Annotated in this window: 21 protein-coding genes; 11 read left to right on the top strand and 10 right to left on the bottom strand. The window is 66.4% G+C overall.

The window, feature by feature from the left end:
- Positions 1 to 15: 15 nt before the first annotated feature.
- Entirely contained in the window at positions 16 to 909 is an 894-nt protein-coding gene (locus tag IPK75_02690) for a hypothetical protein (protein MBK8197252.1), read from the top strand.
- 16 nt (positions 910 to 925) lie between these two features.
- Here the strand turns inward: IPK75_02690 and IPK75_02685 are convergent, their stop codons facing one another.
- From IPK75_02685 to IPK75_02675, 3 genes are all read right to left on the bottom strand, one after another.
- Positions 926 to 1,375 carry a hypothetical protein gene (locus IPK75_02685; protein MBK8197251.1) on the bottom strand — a complete coding sequence of 150 codons (450 nt, stop codon included), beginning with the start codon at positions 1,373 to 1,375 and terminating at the stop codon, positions 926 to 928.
- An 87-nt stretch (positions 1,376 to 1,462) separates the two neighbouring features.
- Positions 1,463 to 1,891, bottom strand: coding sequence for a PaaI family thioesterase (locus IPK75_02680; GenBank protein MBK8197250.1), 429 nt, complete (start codon positions 1,889 to 1,891; stop codon positions 1,463 to 1,465).
- The gene (locus tag IPK75_02675; GenBank protein ID MBK8197249.1) at positions 1,888 to 2,373 is read right to left on the bottom strand and encodes a PaaI family thioesterase; all 486 of its coding nucleotides are present in this window, start codon (positions 2,371 to 2,373) and stop codon (positions 1,888 to 1,890) included. Before IPK75_02675 ends, IPK75_02680 begins: the two co-directional genes overlap by 4 nt.
- Positions 2,374 to 2,472: 99 nt before the next feature.
- Here IPK75_02675 and IPK75_02670 point away from each other — a divergent pair, with 99 nt between their 5' ends.
- The 4 genes from IPK75_02670 to IPK75_02655 are packed head-to-tail and all read left to right on the top strand — an operon-like array spanning position 2,473 to position 5,781.
- On the top strand, positions 2,473 to 3,804 hold the full coding sequence (locus tag IPK75_02670) for an NAD(P)-binding domain-containing protein (protein ID MBK8197248.1): 1,332 nt from the start codon (positions 2,473 to 2,475) through the stop codon (positions 3,802 to 3,804).
- A complete protein-coding gene (locus IPK75_02665; GenBank protein ID MBK8197247.1) occupies positions 3,801 to 4,481 on the top strand; it encodes a M23 family metallopeptidase in 681 nt (226 codons plus the stop codon). Before IPK75_02670 ends, IPK75_02665 begins: the two co-directional genes overlap by 4 nt.
- Positions 4,482 to 4,501: 20 nt before the next feature.
- Positions 4,502 to 5,101, top strand: coding sequence for a hypothetical protein (locus IPK75_02660; protein MBK8197246.1), 600 nt, complete (start codon positions 4,502 to 4,504; stop codon positions 5,099 to 5,101).
- Positions 5,098 to 5,781 carry a hypothetical protein gene (locus tag IPK75_02655; protein ID MBK8197245.1) on the top strand — a complete coding sequence of 228 codons (684 nt, stop codon included), beginning with the start codon at positions 5,098 to 5,100 and terminating at the stop codon, positions 5,779 to 5,781. The genes IPK75_02660 and IPK75_02655 overlap by 4 nt, the downstream gene beginning before the upstream one ends.
- 7 nt (positions 5,782 to 5,788) lie before the next feature.
- On the opposite strand, the gene IPK75_02650 is transcribed toward IPK75_02655, so the two are convergent.
- Positions 5,789 to 6,466: a DUF4386 family protein gene (locus IPK75_02650; GenBank protein MBK8197244.1), complete on the bottom strand. Its 678-nt coding sequence runs from the start codon at positions 6,464 to 6,466 to the stop codon at positions 5,789 to 5,791.
- Positions 6,467 to 6,563: 97 nt separating this feature from the next.
- On the opposite strand from IPK75_02650, the gene IPK75_02645 reads away from it, so the two are divergent.
- From IPK75_02645 to IPK75_02625, 5 genes are all read left to right on the top strand, one after another.
- Positions 6,564 to 7,211 (top strand): TetR/AcrR family transcriptional regulator, encoded by a 648-nt coding sequence (locus IPK75_02645; GenBank protein ID MBK8197243.1) that lies wholly within the window; start codon positions 6,564 to 6,566, stop codon positions 7,209 to 7,211.
- A complete protein-coding gene (locus IPK75_02640; protein MBK8197242.1) occupies positions 7,208 to 7,840 on the top strand; it encodes a trimeric intracellular cation channel family protein in 633 nt (210 codons plus the stop codon). Before IPK75_02645 ends, IPK75_02640 begins: the two co-directional genes overlap by 4 nt.
- A gap of 69 nt (positions 7,841 to 7,909) precedes the next feature.
- Positions 7,910 to 8,533 carry a TetR/AcrR family transcriptional regulator gene (locus IPK75_02635; GenBank protein MBK8197241.1) on the top strand — a complete coding sequence of 208 codons (624 nt, stop codon included), beginning with the start codon at positions 7,910 to 7,912 and terminating at the stop codon, positions 8,531 to 8,533.
- Positions 8,534 to 8,635: 102 nt separating this feature from the next.
- Positions 8,636 to 9,688, top strand: coding sequence for an alpha/beta hydrolase fold domain-containing protein (locus IPK75_02630; protein MBK8197240.1), 1,053 nt, complete (start codon positions 8,636 to 8,638; stop codon positions 9,686 to 9,688).
- A complete protein-coding gene (locus tag IPK75_02625; protein ID MBK8197239.1) occupies positions 9,685 to 10,656 on the top strand; it encodes an NADPH:quinone oxidoreductase family protein in 972 nt (323 codons plus the stop codon). Before IPK75_02630 ends, IPK75_02625 begins: the two co-directional genes overlap by 4 nt.
- Here IPK75_02625 and IPK75_02620 read toward each other — a convergent pair whose 3' ends face one another.
- The 6 genes from IPK75_02620 to IPK75_02595 form a co-directional block, all read right to left on the bottom strand.
- Positions 10,657 to 11,658: a hypothetical protein gene (locus tag IPK75_02620; protein MBK8197238.1), complete on the bottom strand. Its 1,002-nt coding sequence runs from the start codon at positions 11,656 to 11,658 to the stop codon at positions 10,657 to 10,659. It lies immediately after the preceding gene.
- Between the two features lie 57 nt (positions 11,659 to 11,715).
- Complete coding sequence (locus IPK75_02615) at positions 11,716 to 12,618, bottom strand: SDR family oxidoreductase (protein MBK8197237.1); 903 nt, start codon at positions 12,616 to 12,618, stop codon at positions 11,716 to 11,718.
- A gap of 74 nt (positions 12,619 to 12,692) precedes the next feature.
- Entirely contained in the window at positions 12,693 to 13,067 is a 375-nt protein-coding gene (locus IPK75_02610; protein ID MBK8197236.1) for a hypothetical protein, read from the bottom strand.
- Between the two features lies 1 nt (position 13,068).
- Positions 13,069 to 14,286, bottom strand: coding sequence for a mechanosensitive ion channel (locus IPK75_02605; protein ID MBK8197235.1), 1,218 nt, complete (start codon positions 14,284 to 14,286; stop codon positions 13,069 to 13,071).
- Positions 14,283 to 15,041: a hypothetical protein gene (locus IPK75_02600; protein MBK8197234.1), complete on the bottom strand. Its 759-nt coding sequence runs from the start codon at positions 15,039 to 15,041 to the stop codon at positions 14,283 to 14,285. Before IPK75_02600 ends, IPK75_02605 begins: the two co-directional genes overlap by 4 nt.
- Before the next feature lie 18 nt (positions 15,042 to 15,059).
- The gene (locus tag IPK75_02595; protein MBK8197233.1) at positions 15,060 to 16,214 is read right to left on the bottom strand and encodes a trypsin-like serine protease; all 1,155 of its coding nucleotides are present in this window, start codon (positions 16,212 to 16,214) and stop codon (positions 15,060 to 15,062) included.
- A 143-nt stretch (positions 16,215 to 16,357) separates the two neighbouring features.
- Here IPK75_02595 and IPK75_02590 point away from each other — a divergent pair, with 143 nt between their 5' ends.
- Positions 16,358 to 17,875: a serine hydrolase gene (locus tag IPK75_02590; protein ID MBK8197232.1), complete on the top strand. Its 1,518-nt coding sequence runs from the start codon at positions 16,358 to 16,360 to the stop codon at positions 17,873 to 17,875.
- The last annotated feature ends 6 nt before the right edge of the window (positions 17,876 to 17,881 follow it).

Here is a 17,881-nt window from a genome sequence, read left to right as displayed (position 1 = left end):
AGGGAAATAACTCGCATGTTTCGACTGATTGCGGCCTCAACCCTGGCGGCGTTCCTGCTGGCCGCGTGTGCGCCCGAGGCGGAAGACGCCGCAACCGACGCCGCCGCAAGTGAAGCGGCGGTGACGCCCGAATCGGCCGGTGAGGCGGCTGCGCCGGCCGTGCCCGAGGGCTTCCAGCTGTCCACCACGCTGGAGAGCGAGAACTACACCGCCACCGCCGAGATCGATCCGGATATCCTCACGTTCGACCCGCCGCTCGCCTGGCGGCTGTGGACGGCGGCGCGTGACCAGATCGATGAATTCGCCGCCTCGGCTGATGCCGACCGCAAGAGTGCAGACGAGGACGCCGCCGTGACGGGCGAGCAACCCTGGTTCATGGGCTACACGCTCGACATCACCCATAAGGTAACTGGCGTATTTGATGACGTGATCTCGGTCAGCGACTATGTCGGCACCTTTACCGGCGGCGCGCATCCGAACTACTTCCTCGGCGGCGGCATCTATCGCCGGGGCGAGAGCGCGGCCTTGCCGCTGTCGGCCTTCATCGCCGACAAGGCGGCTTTCCATGAACTGGCGGTCAAGGCACTGGTGGCGGAGAAGCTGGAGCGCGGACACGCGGCGGAGGACGCTGCAGAAGTCGAGGCGAGCCTGCGCGAAACGCTGGCGCCGTCGCCCGAGATTCCGGACATCTACGAAGGCCGCTTCGTGTTCGAACCGTCAACGGAGACCGGCAAGGTGGGCGGCATCAGCCTGTTGTTCTCGCCCTACGACATTGGCGCCTATGCCGAGGGCTCCTTCTACGCAACCCTGCCGGCCGCTGATCTCGCGCCGATCCTGACGGACGACTGGCGCGGCCGCTTCGGTGGAGCGCCGGTGGTGGAAGAAGACGATCCGGGCTCGGACGACTAGGCCGGCGCCCGGCCGGTCAGCACTTGCGGAATTCCCAGGTGACGGCGCGGGCACCGTTGGTCAGCGAGATCGTTGCCGTCATCCGGCTGCCCTTGCGGGTGTAGGTCACCCGCTGCGGATAGTCGTGCGAGGCGTTCGAGAAGGTGATGGTGTTCTTGCCGCGGCTTTCCTCGGTGAACTCGGTCGGGCCGAAGCCGTTCGGATAGGCGTTGAACACGGCCGGGGCGCCGCCATCGATGCGGCTCTGCTCGAAATAGGCAAGCGTGCCGGTCTCGTCATACGTCATCGAGTAGCCGAACAGGTATCCGGCGTCCGGCTTGGTCCATACTTCCTTGTAAGACTGGTCCTGGGTGCGCCAGCAGCCGCTCATCCATTTCAGCCCTTCGTCGGCGTGGGCAGCGGGCGCGGTGGCGCAGCCGCCAGCGAAGGTGGCAGCGAAAGCAAGCGCGAGGACAGGGAGTTTCATGTGTTCACCAAGGATCAGCCGGTTCGGGTTGGAAAGAGGATAGCACGCCGGGGCCGAGCGTGAAGGGTCTGCGGCAGCCGGACGCGATCAGTCGGACGCGACCATGAAATGCGCCATCAGGGCCGTGACCGGCTCGGCGCGGTTCTCCTGCCAGGCTTCGGCGCGCACCGAAACGAGCCGGCGGCCCATCTTGAGCAGATAGGCGCGGGCGTAGAGATCCTTCGCATGACCCTGGCGCAGGTAATCGATGGTCAGGTTCACCGGGCGCGGCGGGCGGGGCATGTCGGACACCAGGAACACCTGCAGCATCGCCGTCAGCTCGAGGAAGGAGGCGATCGCCCCGCCATGCAGCGCGCGGATGGCGATGTTGCCGATCAGCTTTTCCTGGAATGGCAGGATGGCGGTCATCTCGTCGCCCAGCACTTCGCAGCGCATGCCGAGCGTGCGGGCAAAGGGCATCTTCTCGAGGATGGCGTCGATTTCATCCGCGCGCGGATTGGTCAGCTGCGGGTTCATGACTTGTCCTTGCTCCGGCCGCTGCCGAGGCGGGGCTTGTTGATGGCGAAGGTGCCGGCTGCCGTCGCGATCAGCTTGTCGCGGGTCTCGTGATAGGCCCAGGCGCGCGTGAAACAGACCGTGCGGGTGATGTGGTAGCACTCCGCTTCGCCGATGATTTCCCGGCGCGCTTCGGCCGGGCGCATGTAGTCGATGCGCAGGTCGATGGTGGCGACAAAGCGCATCTCGGTCATGGCGGCGGTGCAGGCCATGCCGCACAGGTTGTCGAGGAAGGTGGTGATCACCCCACCATGAATGACGCCGGTCTCGGGATCGCCCACCAGCTTCTCATGCCACGGCTGGCGGCCCCAGACATGGCCTCGCTCGATCTTGGAGACACTGAAATTGACCTCATTCCCCCACGGCACCACTTGGCTCATCACATGCGCGCTCTGCATCATCAGGGCCGCCATGTCAGGCACTTCCGGCTTATCATCGCTCATGCAGTGCGGCCCGCTTTCGTGTTTGACGCCCAATTGAAGCCGGATAACATCGCAGCGGACTCATGGAAACGGGTTCGCGCAAGGTAAGGAGAGACCATCATGGCCTTTGACGCGGCGGCAAAGCCGAAAACCTGCATCATCGGGGCAGGATGCTCCGGATTCACGATGGCCAAGCGCCTGAAGGATCTCGGCCTGCCGTATGACTGTTTCGAGAAGTCGGACAATATCGGCGGCAACTGGTACTACAACAACCCGAACGGGGTCTCGTCCTGCTACCAGTCGCTGCACATCGACACGTCGAAGTGGCGCCTGGCGTTTGAGGACTATCCGGTGCCGGAAGACTGGCCGGATTTCCCCCATCACGCCCAGCTGCTGCAATATTTCCACGACTATGTGGATCATTTCGGCCTGCGCGAGACGATCACTTTCAATACCGCGGTGGAAGATGTGACCGACCTGCCGGGCGGGCGCTACCGGGTGAAGCTGTCGACCGGGGAGCTGCGCGAGTATGACGCCGTGTGCGTCGCCAACGGCCATCACTGGGACGCGCGGATGCCGACCTATCCCGGCACGTTCAACGGCTACCAGGTCCACTCGCACCACTACCGCGACCCGTTCGACCCCTACGATTTCCGCGGCAAGCGCGTGATGATCGTCGGCGCTGGCAATTCGGCGATGGATATCTCCTCCGAGCTTTCCCAGCGCCCGCTGGCGGAGCGGCTGTTCATCTCGATGCGGCGCGGCGTCTGGGTGCTGCCGAAATACATGAACGGCAAGCCGGCCGACAAGGCCGCGCTGCCCGGCTGGATGCCGACGAAGCTTGGCCGCTCGCTGGCCAAGGCGACGATCCGCAAGACGATCGGCAACATGGAAGACTACGGCCTGCCGAAGCCGGACCATGACCCGCTGGACGGGCACCCTTCCGTATCCGGAGAATTCCTGACCCGGGTAGGGTGTGGCGACATCATCCCGAAACCGGGTATCGAACGGCTGGACGGCGACCTCGTGGTGTTCACCGATGGCACGCGCGAGAAGGTCGATGCGATCATCTGGGCGACCGGCTATTCGACCACGTTCCCGTTCTTCCGGCAGGACGAACTGACGCCGAAAGACAACGTGTTCCCGCTCTACAAACGGATGGTGAAGCCGGGCCGGGAGACGCTGTTCTTCCTCGGGCTCGCCCAGCCGCTGCCGACGCTGGTGAACTTTGCAGAGCAGCAGTCGAAACTAGTGGCTGCGGTTCTCACCGGCAAGTATGCCTTTCCGCCTGCGGACGAAATGGACCGTATCACCAAGGCCGATGAGGAACAGCATCTCGGTCACTTCTATGACAGCCCGCGCCACCGGATGCAGGTCGACTTCAACGTCTATTGCAAGGACCTGCTGAAGGAAATCGAGCGCGGCGCGAAGCGGGCGAAGGTCACGGCGTGAACTTGCGCCCCTGGGGACTCGTCCTTGCGTTCCTGTTCCTGGGGGCCTGCGCCTCGCAGCCCGCGCCGATCATCGTGTACGGACCGCCGGTGGATTATGGTCCGCCCGGCGACGTCCGCAATCCGCCGCAGGGGCCGTTCCAGCCGAATGCTTTCCTGAAGCTCTGCACGGGCATGGGGGTCTCGAATGCGCCGATGGCGGATGCCGAGCGCTGGATCCTGGACTACAAGCCGGTAATCGTGGTGGGGCAGGTCGTCGTCGTCACGGCGCCTGTCAATGATGTCTGCCTCGCGTCCGGCTTCGGCGACCGGAACGGACGCCTGCACGCCGGTATCGACCTGACGAGCCGCCCACCTGGCACCATTTATTCGGCGGCGCCCGGACGCATCATCGAAGCGCGCTTTTCCTCCGGCTACGGAAATCAGATCCTGCTCGATCACGGCCACGGCGTCTACACGCGCTATGCCCACCTCGACAGTTTCGATCCGACCATCGTGCTCGGGGAATCCATCGGGTACGGCCAGCCGGTGGGGCAGATGGGCGCCACCGGCAATGCCGAAGGCCCGCACCTGCATTTCGAGATCCTGACCGGCAACTACGACAATCCGAACGGGTCCAAGGGCCTTGCGCCCCATGATCCTTTCAGCTTCCCAGCCTATGATTTTCTGGGCTATTGAGGCGCCGGGAGGAATTTCTGATGGTTCGCCACGTCATGAGCGCCGCAATGCGCCGCCTGTTTCTTGCGGCGGCAGGTAGCCTTCTCCTGTCGGCCTGCGCGTGCTGGCCGGGCGCTGCGCCCGCGCTGCCGCCCGCGCCGTCGGCGGAGCAGGTGCAGACCTTCGGGCCGCTTACGAAGCTCGCGGGCAAGACCTGGCGCAGCGAACCGGCCGACGAGAGCCAGTCCGGCCCGGCCGACGTGTCGGCCTGGAGCTGGGACCTGGGCGGCACCGTGCTGGTCAACCGCCACGCGCTCGAAGACGGCTCGTATGGCGGCATCACCTATATCTATGAGAACAGCCAGACCGGCAGCCTCGAGTACGTCTACGTGACCAGCGCCGGTTTCCACACAACGGGTACGTTCGTGCTCGGCGATGATGGCAGCTGGACGGCGGAGGAAGAAGTGACGGGGCACGACACGATCACGCGCGTGCGCTCCACCGGACGCTTCACCGACCAGGGCGCAATGGCGATGACGTCGGAATATTTCGCCAATGGCGAATGGTCGCCCGGCCGCAATGTTGTCTACACGCCGGCCAAGGTCGACCTGCCGAAGATCGTGCCCAAGCCGGCGGAATGACCGGCCGTTTCTTCGACCCGTCCGAGATTGCGCGCGCTTACAGGGATCCCCTGTCCTGGGTCAGTTTCGGCGTCGACCTGTTGCCGGTGATTGCAGTGTTCGCGTTCGGCTGGGGCGCCGTGCCGCTGGTCGCGCTCTACTGGCTCGAAAACCTGGTCATCGGCGTGTTCACCATCCTGCGTATGCTGGGCACGGTCGCGGCGAATGCGGCCAACATTTTCGGCGCCTTGTTCATGGTGCCGTTCTTCACCGTCCACTATGGCGGCTTCTGCTACGGACACGGCGTGTTCCTTGCGGTCTTTGCCGGGAAGGATGATTTTCCGTCCCCGGACGGTCTGGTGCGCTGGGCGTTGACGACAGCGCCGGAGATGGGCTGGTTCGTGGCGGCCATCGCGGGTGTCAGCCTGCTCTACTACATCTTCGATTTCTTCGGCCGCGGTGAGTATCGCCGCACCAGCCTCGATGCGGAAATGGCGGCGCCGTATGGCCGCATCGTCACGCTGCACGTCGCCATCATCCTCGGCGCCGGGATCGCCTTCGGCCTCGGCCAACCGCTGCTCGGCGTGCTGCTGCTGATCGTCATACGCGTCGTGTTCGGCATTGTGTTCACCGTGCTCCGCCGCCGCCGCCGCGATGCGCTGATTGCGGCGAAGGCGAGCGTCGTCGATGACGATGCGTGAGAGCCGCTCACTTCGCGCGCATCTGCGACAGGCCGGTCGAGACCAGCCATGAGGACAGGATCAGGAAGCCGCCCACGGTGAACCACGAGAACAGGTCGCCCGGCTTGCCAAGCGCCAGCATCAGGCCTTCGCCGGTGCCCAGCGTGATCGCCAGCGCGCTCGCGAGACCCAGCGCGCCCGTGAAGCGGCGGCCCTCCAGCCATTGAACAGTGCCAAGCAGCCCGGCGAACAATGCCAGCAGGAGCTGTCCGAGATGTTCGCCGATGGCGACGCCGCCATAAGCGTTCAGCAGGTCGAACATCGGCGCCGCGGTTGGATCGCCCGCGGCGTGTGCGGCTGCGACACCGGGTATCACGAACACCCAGCGCGCAAGGCCGACCGCCTGCAGCGCGCCGGACAAGGCGCCCGCCAGGGCGGCGCCTACCGCCAGGCCCGGGGCTGAGGCCATCCGGTCGCGATTGATCGCAAGGGCTGCCGCGAGCGGCACGAACAGCAGCGCCGCCCAGAAGAAGGCATACCAGGTGAGGATGAGCGCCGGCCCGCCGGCCGTGAAGGCAGCCAGCACCTCGCCTGCCGGTTCCCGCAGGATCGCCGGATAGCCGAAGCTTGAGGCCAGCAGCACGTAAGGCACGTTGAAGGCGACGGCGAAGGTAACGCTGGCGAAGGCGAGGATGGGGCGCGGCATGGATCTTGTCTCCGAGTGGTGACAAACGTATTATCACTGCTTGGTGACATCTGCAATGCGCCATATCACCGGTCGGAGACAATTTTCGGAGCCGCGCATGAAAGCGACTGCAGGAGCGACAGGTTCAGGGCGCAGCCGGGACCGGGAAGGCACCGAGCGGGCCATCCTGGAGGCGGCCCAGCGGCTGGTCGCGCGCGAAGGGTATGCGGCCTTCGGCGTCAACGCGGTGGCGCGCGAGGCGGGCTGCGACAAGCAGCTGATCTACCGCTATTTCGGCGGCACGGACGGCCTGATCGCCGCCATCGGCGAAGCGGCGGCCGAGTGGGCCGAGCAGGCGCTGGCCGATGTGCGCGCCCCGCCGGGTGCGCCTTATGGCAAGGTGGTCGCCGCCTTCCTTGACGCGCTGCTCGACGCGCTGCGCGGCGACGCGCTGATGCGCCAGCTGATCGGCTGGGAGATGACCGGCACGGGCGAGGCGGTGCACAAGATGGCCGCTGCGCGTTCGGCAGCGATGACGCGCCGGATCATTCCCTTGCTGCGCGCGGCTGCGCCGCCGCCTGCCGGCACTGACGCACCGGCGATCAATGCGCTGCTGATCGGCGCGGTGCAGCAGGCTGCGATGTCGGGCGCCGCGCTCGGCGGCTTTTCGGGCCTGCCGCTGGCGTCTGCGGCGGATTGGGACCGGCTGAAGGCGGCCTTGCGGGCCATGGTCGAGGCGCTCTATCCCGAAAGGCCGCAGCCATGAATCCGATCCTTGTCCTCGATTATGCCGGCATCGCGCTGTTCGCGGCGACTGGCGCACTGGCGGCGTCACGCAAGGAACTGGACGTCATCGGCTTCCTGTTCTTTGCCGGCATGACGGCGGTCGGCGGCGGCACGGTGCGCGACCTGATCCTCGGCGTGCCGGTCTTCTGGGTGGCCAACCCTGCCTATCTCGTGGTCTGCGCAGCGACCGCCGTGGTCGTCTATTTCACCGCGCACCTGTTCGAGTCGCGCTACAAGCTCCTGCTCTGGCTCGATGCCGTCGGGCTGGCGGCCTATTGCGTGTTCGGTGCCTGGAAGGGTCTGGACGTCACCGGCTCGCCGGTCGTGGCGATCGTCATGGGTGTGTTGACGGCGACCTTTGGCGGCGTGCTGCGCGACCAGCTGGCGGGCGAGCCTTCGGTGCTGTTGCAGCGGGAAATCTATGTCACCTGCGCGCTCGTCGGGGCTGCCGCCTATGTCGGCCTCGATCTCGCCGGCCTGCCGATGATGTGGGCGGCGGTGCCGGCGGCCGTCGCGGCCTTCGCCATCCGGGGCGGCGCGCTGAAGTTCGGCTGGTCGTTTCCGCCGTACAAGGCCCGGCCGGGGCGAAAGCCGGAAGACATCCCCTGAGGGAACAAAGTTGACGCCACATGACGCCTCGTGCAGGGTGTGAGGCGGAGAGAGTACAGGGCAGTTTTCATGGCAGATATCGGCACGGACGCGCGCGCGAGTGGCAAGCGGGCCAACACCAAGGCAGCCAACCGGCGGGCGATCCTGTCAGCGGCGCGGCGCGTGTTCGCGCTCATCGGCTATGAAGCAACCACCGTGCGCGACATCATCCGCGAGACCGAACTCGCCTCCGGCACCTTCTACAATTACTTCAAGTCGAAGGAAGAAGTGTTCCAGGCGATTGCCGAGGACTCGACCCACCGGTTCCGGGCGCACCTGTCGGAGGTGCGCGCCCGCACGACCTCGCTGGAAGACTATATCGAGCATGCCTTCCGGGCCTATTTCAGCTTCATCGCCCGTGAAAACGAGGAAGCCATCAAGGCCGGCGCGCCGCACCTGGCGCTGATGGGGGTGCGGGTCGATACACCCGAAATGCTGGCAGTCGCCGAAGAGATCCGCACCGACCTGGAAGTCGCCCTGTCCGGCGGCGCTGCAGCCGGGCTCGACCTTGAATACCTCACCGCCGCCGCCATCGGCATTGCGCGCGAGATGGGCGACTACATGCTGCAACGCCGCCCGGTCGATGTCGAAGGCGCAACGCGGTTCGCGTCCAGCCTTGTGCTCGCGGGTTCGCGCGCGATGATCCAGCGTTAACCACGCGGCGCCGGCGGCAGCGTTCTCTCACCCGGCGATACCCCTTGGCGCCGCCGCCAAAGCGGACCATCATCGCCCGGCAAAACAGAAGGACGTCCCGCCATGAGCAACCTGCAGCGCGTCATTGCCAAGGTGTTTTCGAGCCTCCCGGGAAACCTCATCGTCAAGATGACCGGCGGCGAGCCGATCACCGTCGAGGGGCGCACGCTTGAGCCGCAATTGCAGATGATGGCCTGGAACGGGCGCGCCGCGCCGCCGCTGTCGTCGCTGCCGGCGGAGGTCGTCCAGCAGGCCGTGAAGACGCAGCTCGCCCTGCTGGCGGATGTGCCGAGCAACGGCGCCGATATCAGCGAACTGACGATCCCTGGCCCTGACGGAAATGAAATTCCGGCGCGCCTCTACCGTCCCGCCTCGCAGGACCCGCGCCATCCGCTGATCGTCTACTTCCACATGGGCGGCGGGGTGATCGGCGACATGGACACCTGCCATGCCTGGTGCGCGATGCTCGCGCAGGGCGCGCAGGCGCCTGTCCTGTCGGTCGACTATCGCCTGGCGCCGCAGCACATTTTCCCCGCCGGTCTCAAGGATTGCATCGCGGCCTACAAGTGGGGCGTTGCGAATGCGCAGAAGTTCGGCGCGCCGGCGGGCAAGGCGGCCGTGGGCGGCGACTCGATGGGCGGGAACTTCTCCGCCATCATCAGCCAGCTGATGAAGCGCGAGGGCGGCCCGATGCCAGCCTTGCAGCTGCTGATCTATCCCGCCATCGACATCTCGAAACACTACCCGTCGAAAACGGCCTTCGCGAATACCTTCTCGCTGAGTCAGGACACGATGGACTGGTTCATGCAGCAATACCTGCCGGAAAACTTCGACTACAAGGACCTGCTCGTCTCGCCCGGCCAGGAAAGCGACCTTACCGGCCTGCCACCGGCCGTGGTGGTGACGGCGGGCCATGACCCGCTGGTCGACGAGGGCGATGAGTATGCAGCGCGCCTGAAGGCCGCCGGCGTGCCGGTGATGCACAAGCGCTACGATTCCCTCGCGCATGCCTTCACGGCCTTCACCTTCATCTCGCCCGGCTCGCGCAAGGCGTGCCAGGAAACCGCCGAGATGGTGCACGACACGTTCGCGAAGGCCGCGCGCGTGCCGGCATGAAGGCGCTCGTCTGCCGGGCGCTGGAGCCCGACTATGGCGGGGTTGCCCTCGAAGACCGCGATGTTCCGGCGCCCGCTGCCGGAGAAGTCCGGGTGCGGATCAAGGCCGCGAGCCTGAACTTCCCCGACCTCCTGATGACCGAAGGCAAATACCAGCTGAAGCCGGACCTGCCCTTCGTGCTGGGCATGGAATTTGCCGGCATCGTGGATGCGGTCGGCGAAGGCGTCACGGCTCTGGCGCCCGGCGATGCAGTCGCCGGCGGCAACCGGGTCGGGGCCTTTTGCGAATACATCTGCGTGCCGCAATCTGCCGTGCGTCACAAACCGGAAGCGATCAGCTTCGCGGCGGCGGCGTCCTACGGCGCCGCCTATCTCACTGCCTACGTGGCGTTGGTGAGGCGGGGCAACCTGCAACCGGGCGAGACGCTGCTGGTGCACGGCGCGAGCGGCGGCGTCGGCCTCGCGGCGGTCGATGTCGGCAAGCTGCTCGGCGCAAAAGTCATCGCGACCTCCGGCTCCGAAGCGAAACGCGCGATCCTGAAGGACTACGGCGCCGATCTCGTGCTGCCGGACTCCGGTTTCCGCGAGGAGGTCAAGGCGTTCACCGGCGGGCGCGGCGCGGACGTCATCTACGATCCGGTCGGCGGCGACGTCTTCGATGAGAGCGTGCGCTGCATCGCGTTTGACGGCCGCCTGCTGATCATCGGTTTCACTTCTGGCCGCATACCGTCCGTCAACGTCAACATGCCGCTGATCAAGGGATTCTCCGTGGTTGGCGTGCGGGCCGGCGAGTATGGCCGGCAATTTCCGGACCGCGGAAAGGAAAACCTGGCGGCGATCTGGAAATTGGCGGAGGAAGGCAAGGTGCGCCCGCGCATCTACGCTGAAGTGCCGCTGGCCGACTGGCGCCGCGCCTTCGAAATGATGCGCGACCGCTCGATTGTCGGCAAGGTCGCGATTGTGATGTGATCAGAGCCGGTAGTTGATCGACTTCGACGCGTCGCAGAATTCCTCAAGCTCGCCCAGAGCAATCCGCTCCATCTGCGGCACCGCGACGTCCAGCGTTGCCCCATGCTCGATGCGCCGCTCGACCTCGGCAATGTCTTCGCGGTAGCGCACAAAGCGCGCGGCGGACGGCTCGGTCAGCGAAGCGCTGTCGAGCACGGTCTTCGAGATCGAGAGGACGAAGGCGGAGATGGCGAGGAAATCGACCCAGGCGCTGATCGTCACGCCCGGCACTGTCTTGGCGACCAGCGACAGCAGCACCAGCACGGCGCCGGAGAAATACAGGATGTCGGCTGCCGAGTGGAACGCGCGGCGGTTCTCGCGCAGCCGGTGGAGCTCGGCGGCCGCATACCGGTCCTGGTAGAGCAGGCGCAGTTCGCGGAACGCGGTAATGGCTTCGCTGACGATGTCCGGGTTCGACGGTCCCGGCCCGGGCTCGGGCACCGCCACGCACTTTTCCGGCACGAAGGCTTCGAAGATCGAGATGCCCATGTTGAGCTCGCTCTCGAGCTTGGCGATCTCGGTCGCGGTCAGCTTGCGCGCGCGCAGGTCCAGTTCGGCCTCGTCCCGCGCCGTCGCCGCAAGCGCATAGGCCTGAAACTTGATCGAGCGCAGCCGCTCACAGGCGAAGCGGTTGACGAGCCATTTGCTCTTCAGCTGGGCCACGAGCGAATAGATCTGCGCGGCAATGCCGACGGCGGCGGCGATTGCGGCCGTGAGGCTGACCACCTGGTTGCTGGCGCCCTTGAACAACAGCGCCTCTGCAATGGTGTAGATGGCGCTCCCGCCGATCAGGACCATCGAGACGAGGCCCAGCCGGTGGAACATCTTCTTGGCGCGCACCGAGATGACCTCGTGGCGCATGAAGGCCGTCTCGACGGCTTCGTTCTTCAGGAGCGGTGTGATGTTGGCAAAGCGCGCGAGCATCGCCGGGGTGGGAAAGATGTCCCGGTTCGCCTGCTGCATGCCTTGTCCCCGTTCAGCGTGATGCCGGCGCGCCCCGCGGCGCCGGCATCCACCTGACTACACGGTCCGTTTCGCCTTGTCCTGCGCGTTTGTGGCCTCGATGGCCGCGCGGGCTGCGGCCCATTGCTCGTCGCCCCAGGCCGTGAGCATGGAGAAGTTGCCGCCGGACGCGTTGTACATCGCGCCGTCGATGGCGATGGTCTGGCCGTTGATATACTCGGCGCCGGGCGCCATCAGCAGCACGGCCAGGTTGACCAGCTCGTGCATCTCGCCGACCCGGCCCATCGGATTGGCAACGCCCCGCTCCATGCGCTCCGCGCCATCGGCATCCGGCGACAGGCGCTTGGACATGCCTTCAGTCGGGAACGGTCCCGGCGCAATCGCATTGAAGCGCAGGTCATAACGGCCCCATTCGATGGCCAGCGACTGGGTCATCACGTTGACGGCGGCTTTCGACATGGCCGAGGGCACGACGAACGGGCCACCGTTCCACACCCAGGTGGTCAGGATCGAGCAGACGTTGCCGCGCGTCTTGCCCTTGATCCAGCGTTTGCCGATGTCCTGCGTCATGTAGAAGGTGCCACGGAACACGATGTTGGAAATGGCGTCGAAGCCGCGGATCGAGAGATCCTCGGTGCGGCTGATGAAGTTGCCCGCGGCATTGTTGATGAGGCCGGTCAGGGGCCCGTGCTTGGCCCAGATCTCGTCGTTCATATCGGTGATCGCTTCGGCCACGCGGATGTCGCAGGCGTGTGGCACCACCTTCCCGCCATGCTTGCCCATGAGTTCCTTGGCGGTTTCCTCGCAGACGCCGCCGCGCCGGCCGCAGATGTGCACTTCAGCGCCGAGCTTCAGGAAACCTTCGGCCATTTCCTTGCCGAGGCCTGTGCCGCCTCCGGTGACGAGGATGCGCTCATCCTTCATCAGCCCGTCCTTGAACATGAGTTTGGATGTATCCATGGCCGTATCCTCCGAATGTGTTGGGTCCAGTATAGGCCGCCCGGGCGACTTGTGGAGACTGACGCCGGGTCAGATCACGCCTTGGGGAAAGCCGACCGGATCAGCCGCCAGATTGCCCAGAGCGGCAGGACCACGACACCGCCCGCAAGGGCAGGCTTCCAGAAACTCTCCAGCGCCCAGCCAATGGCGGTCAGGGCGCGGTGGACGATGGCTGTGAAGGCGCCGCCGACATCGAACGTCGTGCCGTCCGGCGCATAGTTGAAGGCCAGCACGAAGAAGCCGACGAAGGTGCTGAGGAAGAGCAGGCGCAGCGCCTGGCCGATCGACAGGCTGAACGTGCGCTTGAGGAACGGCTTGCGGGCGGGCTTTGCCGCAGCTGCTGGCGCGGGCGCCGGCGGAGGCGCGGGGGCGGCCGGAGGCGATGCGGGGTCGTCCGGCGCTGCGGCCATGTCAGTCGTCCGAGCCGTCATCGTCCGGCACGTCTGCCGACACTTCACGCGACGGCGCTGGCTTCTCGGCCGCGCGCAGGCCGAGTTCCTTCTGGCGCTGTTCGGCGCGGCGCTTCATGCTGCCCGGATCGTCGACCTGCACCTGGTGCGGGTACGGAATCGAGATGCCTTCCTTGTCGAAGGTCTGCTTCACGGTTTTGTTGAGGTCGGCGCGGATCTGCAGGAAATCCGAGGTCGCGACCCAGGCGCGCAGCCGCAGCTGCACGCTGGATTCGGCGAGCGCGTGCACACCTGCCCAGGTCGTGGATTTCTGGAGGACATGCGGGTGGTCGTTGGCAATGCCCATCAGCACCGACAGCGCATGATCGATATCGTCATTGTACGAAATGTCGAAGAACAGGTCGAGGCGGCGCTGCGGCTCGGCCGTGAAGTTGATCAGCGGATCGCCCCATACCTTGTCATTGGTGATCGAGATGATCTTGTTGTCGATCTGGCGCAGTGAGGTGGTGAACGGTGTGATGTTGGTCACGGTGCCTTCGAGGTTCGCCACGCCGACATAGTCGCCGATGCGGAACGGGCGGAAGATCGCGAGCATCACGCCGGCTGCGACCGCTTTCAGCGTGTCCTGAAGCGCCAGGCCGATCGCGAGGCCAGCCGCACCGAGCACGGCCGCAAGCGAGGCCGCCGGAAAGCCGAGCTGCGACAGCGCCAGCACCAGCGCGATCGCGAAGATGATGTATTTCACCAGCGAGGCCGAGAAGGCGATCAGCGTGTCGTCCGCGCCGGAATGGGCGTGTGCCCGCGCACCGAAGCGGCGCAGGGAGCTCGCGATCTGGTTGGCAGCGACGACGGCGACGCCCATCACGACGATGGCGCCGAAAACGCCGGGCCCGTACTTGTCGATCAGTCCGCGCCAGTCATAGCCCGCCAGGCCGAGCGGCAAGGGCAGAAGTACGATGAAGGACAGGACGCGGCCGGCTGAGCCCGCCAGCGCCCAGGACGAGTTCTCGAACTCCTCCTTGTTCTTGGTCAGCCGGTGGCCGACGAACAGGATGATCTGGCGCACGAGCGCGGACACGATCCAGATTAGCGCGACCGCTGCGAGCACGAGGCCCCATTTCACGGCATTCGGCCAGATGGCGACGGCCCAGGCCGGCCAGGCGGACGTATCGATGGCAAGCAGGAGTTTTTCAGGCGAAGGAACAGTGAAAGTCGTCATGCACCCGGTTTAGAGCGCTTTGCCCCGCGCGTCACCCGCAGCAGCAGGATTGTCGCAGTTGCGACCACCGCCATGATGGCGATCCAGTGCAGGCCGGTGCGAAGCCAGTTGTTGAGCGCGATGCCTACGAGGCCCCAGCTGAGCGCCACGAAGAACCACGGTGTTCGGCTGATGCGCACCGCAAACACCAAGGCGGCGAGCCCGGCGCAGGCGATGGTCGTCCAGAACATCGGCCAGGGAAAATCGGTCGGGCCCAGCGTCGTCAGGCTTCGGAGGGTGAGCGGCGTTGAAACGGCGACGGCCGCGACGATCCATCCCGACAGGAGGCCGGACGCGAGGTCGGCGAGGCGCCAGGTGACCTTCGGTTCGGACGGCGGAATGTCGTCGAGCAGCGCTGCGGCGCGCCAGGAGGCGATCAGGATCGGGAACAGCAACAGGTAGTCGAGCGGTTGCAGCGCGATCAGCTGGGCGCTCACCATCCAGACGATATTGAGCGCGCCGGCAATGAGCAGCGGCCGGGCCACCTGTGCATACCAGGCCGCCGGGCGTAGCAGGCCGGCGACGCCGAACGCGCCGGAGGCGAGGAAGATCACACCCCAGATCGAGAAGAAGGCCGGCAACGGCTGTTCGGGCGCATCGATGTTCCGGCTCGCCTCGCCGATCGTCGTACCAAGCCCCGTCAGCGCAGCAAAGGCGGCAGACAGCGGTTGCAGGACAGCGAGGAGAATGAGCAGCCAGGGCAAGGCGCGGGTCATGGATGCTCTTCGGTCAGGTCAGGTGCAGGCGTCTGGCGTGGATTCGCACAGCGCGATCACCGAATCGATCCAGCCGGTATAGCCCTGCAGGTTGGTATAGCGCCCGCCATAGTCGCCGGCGCAGAACTGCCCCGTGGCCTTGTTCTGCTCGACCACCGACAGGATGCCGATGACGGTCTTGGAGCCGTCTTCCTCGGTCACATAGAGCGGGCCGCCGGAATCTCCGATGCACGGGCCGGCGCCGCCATGGCTCGACACGGCAATGGCGGCGGGGCCGACCGCCTTGATGTCCAGCGCTGTATAGAGCAGGTCGTTCGACAGCTGGCCGCCGAAACGGGTGAGGCCCCAGCCTGCCATCTCGGCCAGCGGATAGTTGACCGGCGCGAGCGGCCGGAGCGTGGCGCCGATGCGCGCCACGGGCACGTTGACGAGCGCGGCGGCCTGCTCGGGTGACAGGCGGATCAGGGCGATGTCGTTCGAATAGGCATTGTCCGTACCCAGATAACCGCCATGGCAGATCGTGGTGGTGGCGCTGGTCATGCGGGCGGCCGGGCTGCGCAGGTTTGCGGCATCGCCGATCATCCGGATTTCGTCATAGGGCTGGTCGACGCAGTGCGCTGCCGTGACGAACCAGTTGGCGCGGATGCGCACGGCGCTGCAATGGCCGCTCGTCACCAGCCCGGTCGGGTCGGCCCGGCGCGGCTCGATTTTCACGATGCCGGGGTAGGCGGCCAGCGTGGCCGCGAGGGCGTTCACGGCCTCGGCGCCGGCGACGGGTTCCTCAAGCTGCGTCGCGCCGGCCACGGAAGCGACGGTCGGGGTGGGCGCGGCGCCGACCGGCAGGCCGCATGCGGCCGCGTTCAGGACGGTGAGCGGATCGACGGCCGGCAGCGCTGCGGATGCGGTTTCCGCATCGGCCTCGTCAGGCGCGATATCCGGACCCGCATCGTCGCGGTCGACCGTCGGCGTTTCCAGCTCGCCGGGGTCGATCTCGACAGTGCTCGTTTCGACCTGGGTATCGGCCAGCACGGCGTCGCCGGACGCAGCGGCCGGCTCGGCGCTGGCAGGCTTGTCCGCGGCAATGTCTTCGCCGGCGCCCGGCAGCCTGACCTGGTCGCAGCCAGCCAGCAGGGCGGCGAACGCGGCGGCGGCCAGCAATTGAGCGGGTTTCATGGACGGCCTCCCTTCTGAAAGTCAGCCGCATTAACGCTGGCGCCCCATCCGGGGTCAAGGACGGCGTTGGAAACTGCCGCCGCAGGGTTGCCCCCACGTGAGCGCCGCCTATTCTGCGCCCAAACTCCCGGAGACCTGACACGATGCGCACCCTTCGCTCGGCCGCCGCTGCCCTCATTCTTGCCGCCCCCGCCCTGTTCGCCGCTGCCCAGGAAGGCGGTACAACCGAGGCCACCGAAGCGGCGCAGGCGGCTGGCTGGAAAGCCGCCTTCATCTGCTCGGGCACCTTCGTCGCCGGCCAGACCCTGGCGGAAATCGAGCGCAACGAACTCTCCGGCATCTATCCGGACTTCCAGCGCGAATACGACCGGCTGCCACCCGCCAACATCGACCTCGCCCGCCAGCTCGTCTCGGTTACCTATTCGCCCGATATGCCGCCCCGCATCTCCGCCTACCGGCCAGGCTTCGGCTGCACCCAGCTGCCCACCGGCGCGACGGACGCCGCGCTCGGCTTCCTGCCGCGCTTCGCCTCATGGCCCGCGCCGCCGGCACAGGACCGGGGCAGTGCGATCGGCTCGAATGTCAAGATCGAGCTGAAGATCGAGGAGGCCGAGCGGCTCGACGCCCCCGTCTCCGCCGCGTTTGACGAAATGAGTTACGGCGCCGGCACCCGCACCGCCTCGGTGGTGGTCGTGCGCGACGGGCAGGTCGTGGCCGAGCGCTATGATCGGGGCATCGACCACGAGACGCCGGTGCGCACCTGGTCGGCGGCCAAGTCGCTCACCGCCACGCTGATCGGGGCGGCGCGCCGCAAGGGTATGATCGACATCGACTACCCGGCCGTGATCGCCGCTTGGAACAGCGGCGCCGACCCGCGCCGCGCGATCACGCTGCGCAACCTCCTGCACATGGCCAGCGGCCTCGACAGCGGCGACAACGGATCGCGCACCGACAAGCTGTATTTCGGCGGCGCCCGCGTCATCGACACGGCTGCCGCGGCCTCGCTCGAGGCGAAGCCGGGCTCGCGCTTCAAGTATGCCAACAATGACACGCTGATCGCGATGCATGCCCTGCGCGAGGCGATGAAGGACGACAACCTCTTCCACCGCTTCCCGTATGAAAGCGTCCTGCACAAGATCGGCGCGATGCACACGACGATGGAGATCGACTGGAATGGCGACTTCATTTCGTCGAGCCAGGTCTGGGCCACGGCGCGCGATCTGGCGCGCATCGGCCAGCTCTACCTGCAGAACGGCATGTGGGGCACCGAGCGCCTGCTGCCGGAGGACTGGGTGAAATTCGTCAGCACACCCGCACCGGCCCAGCCGGGCGATGGCCGTGGATACGGCGCGCAGTTCTGGCTGATGAACAACGTGTCCGGCGTGCCCGCCGATACGTACTACGCCGCCGGCAACCGGGGCCAGTATGTCGTCATCATCCCGTCGCTGAATGCCGTCATCGTGCGCCAGGGTTTCGACGTGATCGGCGGCGCCCAGTTCGACATCGAACGTTTCACGGCTGACCTCGTCACGGCGCTGCAGGCGGCAGATGCCGTGCGGGCGAGCGAGCGCGCGTCGGCAGAGGCCGCCTCGGCTGCCGAGGCCGCCGACGCCGAAGCCCGCAAGGCGCCGCGCCGGGTTGTCGGCAAGCCGCCGACCTGATCGCCC

This window comes from Acidobacteriota bacterium (genome assembly GCA_016712445.1).
Taxonomy (GTDB): Bacteria; Pseudomonadota; Alphaproteobacteria; order Caulobacterales; family Hyphomonadaceae; genus Hyphomonas.
This window is presented reverse-complemented; position numbering and strand designations above follow the sequence as displayed.

Excerpts from the sequence above, each read along its gene's own strand:
- IPK75_02690 (MBK8197252.1), top strand. The coding sequence starts at position 16 with ATGTTTCGACTGATTGCGGCCTCAACCCTGGCGGCGTTCCTGCTGGCC.
- IPK75_02685 (MBK8197251.1), bottom strand. The coding sequence starts at position 1,375 with ATGAAACTCCCTGTCCTCGCGCTTGCTTTCGCTGCCACCTTCGCTGGC.
- IPK75_02680 (MBK8197250.1), bottom strand. The coding sequence starts at position 1,891 with ATGAACCCGCAGCTGACCAATCCGCGCGCGGATGAAATCGACGCCATC.
- IPK75_02675 (MBK8197249.1), bottom strand. The coding sequence starts at position 2,373 with ATGAGCGATGATAAGCCGGAAGTGCCTGACATGGCGGCCCTGATGATG.
- IPK75_02670 (MBK8197248.1), top strand. The coding sequence starts at position 2,473 with ATGGCCTTTGACGCGGCGGCAAAGCCGAAAACCTGCATCATCGGGGCA.
- IPK75_02660 (MBK8197246.1), top strand. The coding sequence starts at position 4,502 with ATGGTTCGCCACGTCATGAGCGCCGCAATGCGCCGCCTGTTTCTTGCG.
- IPK75_02655 (MBK8197245.1), top strand. The coding sequence starts at position 5,098 with ATGACCGGCCGTTTCTTCGACCCGTCCGAGATTGCGCGCGCTTACAGG.
- IPK75_02650 (MBK8197244.1), bottom strand. The coding sequence starts at position 6,466 with ATGCCGCGCCCCATCCTCGCCTTCGCCAGCGTTACCTTCGCCGTCGCC.
- IPK75_02645 (MBK8197243.1), top strand. The coding sequence starts at position 6,564 with ATGAAAGCGACTGCAGGAGCGACAGGTTCAGGGCGCAGCCGGGACCGG.
- IPK75_02640 (MBK8197242.1), top strand. The coding sequence starts at position 7,208 with ATGAATCCGATCCTTGTCCTCGATTATGCCGGCATCGCGCTGTTCGCG.
- IPK75_02635 (MBK8197241.1), top strand. The coding sequence starts at position 7,910 with ATGGCAGATATCGGCACGGACGCGCGCGCGAGTGGCAAGCGGGCCAAC.
- IPK75_02630 (MBK8197240.1), top strand. The coding sequence starts at position 8,636 with ATGAGCAACCTGCAGCGCGTCATTGCCAAGGTGTTTTCGAGCCTCCCG.
- IPK75_02625 (MBK8197239.1), top strand. The coding sequence starts at position 9,685 with ATGAAGGCGCTCGTCTGCCGGGCGCTGGAGCCCGACTATGGCGGGGTT.
- IPK75_02620 (MBK8197238.1), bottom strand. The coding sequence starts at position 11,658 with ATGCAGCAGGCGAACCGGGACATCTTTCCCACCCCGGCGATGCTCGCG.
- IPK75_02615 (MBK8197237.1), bottom strand. The coding sequence starts at position 12,618 with ATGGATACATCCAAACTCATGTTCAAGGACGGGCTGATGAAGGATGAG.
- IPK75_02610 (MBK8197236.1), bottom strand. The coding sequence starts at position 13,067 with ATGGCCGCAGCGCCGGACGACCCCGCATCGCCTCCGGCCGCCCCCGCG.
- IPK75_02605 (MBK8197235.1), bottom strand. The coding sequence starts at position 14,286 with ATGACGACTTTCACTGTTCCTTCGCCTGAAAAACTCCTGCTTGCCATC.
- IPK75_02600 (MBK8197234.1), bottom strand. The coding sequence starts at position 15,041 with ATGACCCGCGCCTTGCCCTGGCTGCTCATTCTCCTCGCTGTCCTGCAA.
- IPK75_02595 (MBK8197233.1), bottom strand. The coding sequence starts at position 16,214 with ATGAAACCCGCTCAATTGCTGGCCGCCGCCGCGTTCGCCGCCCTGCTG.
- IPK75_02590 (MBK8197232.1), top strand. The coding sequence starts at position 16,358 with ATGCGCACCCTTCGCTCGGCCGCCGCTGCCCTCATTCTTGCCGCCCCC.